2 protein-coding genes are annotated in these 2,116 nt (G+C 63.6%); both read left to right on the top strand.

Going from position 1 to position 2,116, the window contains the following annotated elements:
* The coding region (gene iolD / locus ASE36_RS08935) for a 3D-(3,5/4)-trihydroxycyclohexane-1,2-dione acylhydrolase (decyclizing) (protein WP_062278383.1) at positions 1-1,791 on the top strand (1,791 nt) is incomplete at its 5' end.
* A 1-nt stretch (position 1,792) separates the two neighbouring features.
* Positions 1,793-2,116, top strand: a 324-nt coding sequence (locus tag ASE36_RS08940; RefSeq protein WP_244474711.1) for a PfkB family carbohydrate kinase, incomplete at its 3' end; no start/stop codon positions are given.

Here is a 2,116-nt window from a genome sequence, read left to right on the forward strand (position 1 = left end):
GACGGGCAGGAACATCGCCTATGTGGCGGCGGCTTCGGCATTTTCGGCCATGGCAATGTGACCTGTCTCGGCGAGGCGCTTTATCCGCTGCAGGCCGAACTGCCCCTTTATCGCGGCCAGAACGAGCAGAGCATGGGCTTTGCCGCGGCGGCCTATGCCAAGCAATGGCTACGGCAGCGCTTCATGTTCTGTACTGCGAGCGCCGGGCCGGGCACCGCTAATTTGTTGACCAGCGCAGCACTCGCCCATGCCAACCGACTGCCGGTGCTGCTTCTATGCGGCGACACGTTTCTCACACGCCTGCCGGATCCAGTACTGCAGCAGATGGAGCACTACGGCGATCCGAGCCTCGGCCTCAACGATGCGTTCAAATCCGTCAGCCGCTACTGGGACCGGATCACCCATCCAGCGCAGGTGTTGCAGAGCCTGCCAGCTGCGATTGCCACGCTGATCGATCCGGCCGATTGCGGGCCTGCCTTTCTCGGCCTGCCGCAAGATGTCCAGGGATGGGCTCATGACTATCCGGAAGCCTTTTTCGAAAAGCGCATCAATCGGATCCGCCGGCAGATGCCGGATGCGGAAGAACTGGCCGAAGCCGCCCGGCTGCTGCGGTCAGCGCAACGGCCCGTCATCATCGCGGGCGGCGGGGTGCAATACTCGCGAGCGGTCGCCGAGTTGACGCGCTTTGCCGAAGCACACGCCATTCCCGTGATCGAAACCATTGCCGGGCGGGCCAACCTGCTGGCGACGCATCCGCTCAATATCGGCCCGGTCGGCGTAACCGGATCGAACAGCGCCAACCAGGTGGCGGAAGCAGCCGATGTGATCTTGGCCGTAGGCTGCCGGCTGCAGGATTTCACCACGGGCTCCTGGACGGCTTTTTCCAAGACGGCCCGGCTGATCTCTTTAAACGTTGCCCGGCATGATGCGGGCAAGCATCGTGCCCTGCCGGTCGTGGGCGATGCGAAGCTGGGGCTTGAAGCGCTTTCCTCGGCGCTGGACGGCTACAGATCCCCAGACGAGTGGACCGCGTCAGCCAGGGAGGCCCGGAGGCGGTGGGACGTTTACGTCTCTGGCAATGTGACAGCCGGCAACCGACCCAATTCCTATGCGCAGGCGATCGGCGTGGTGAATGCGCTGTGCGATCCGCGCGACCGCATCGTCGCGGCGGCTGGCGGCCTTCCGGCGGAGGTGACCGCGAACTGGCGCACGCTCGGGATCGGCACCGTCGATGTCGAATTCGGCTTCAGCTGCATGGGCTACGAGATCGCCGGCGGCTGGGGTGCACGCATCGCCCAATGCGAGCGCGAGCCGCACCACGACACGATCGTCTTCACCGGAGACGGCTCCTATCTGCTAATGAATTCCGACATTTATTCCTCGGTACTGACGGGCAAGAAGCTGATCATCTTGGTGTTGGATAATGGCGGCTTTGCCGTGATCAACAAGCTGCAGAACAATACGGGCCAGCCGAGCTTCAACAACCTGTTCGTCGATTGCCCGACGGTTGCTGAACCCTTCCGGGTAGATTTCGAGGCTCACGCGCGGGCCATGGGGGCGATTGCCGAAACGGTTGCCGATCCGGCAGAGCTCGCCGAGGCCTTCAAGCGGGCCAAGGCGGCCGACCGGACGAGCGTGATCTGCATGACGGTCGACGCCTATGAGGGCTGGACGACCGAGGGCCATACTTGGTGGGAAGTCGGCACGCCGGCAATCTCTGAGAACCCGGACGTGACGCGTGCCCATGAGGACTGGGAATCCTCCCGTCACAAGCAGCGGCAGGGCATCTGACATGGACCTGTCGGGCAACCGCTTCCTTGTCATCGGCCGGGCCGGCATGGATCTCTACGCCGATCCGCCCAATACGCGCAGCGAGGATGCAACGCAATTTTCGGCGAGCCTTGGTGGTTCTTCAGCCAATATAGCCGTGGCGCTTGCCCGGCATGGCGGTTCCTGCAGCCTTGTTACCTGCGTCTCCGACGATGCGGTGGGTCGCTTCTGCCTGAACCAGCTCGACCATTACGGCATCGATCGCCGCCATGTGCGGGCCGTCGGCGGCGAGGCGCGCAATTCGCTGGCGGTGGTGGAAACACGGATCGAGGATCACCAGTCGGTC

This window comes from Rhizobium sp. Root274 (assembly GCF_001429245.1).
Taxonomy (GTDB): domain Bacteria; phylum Pseudomonadota; class Alphaproteobacteria; order Rhizobiales; family Rhizobiaceae; genus Allorhizobium.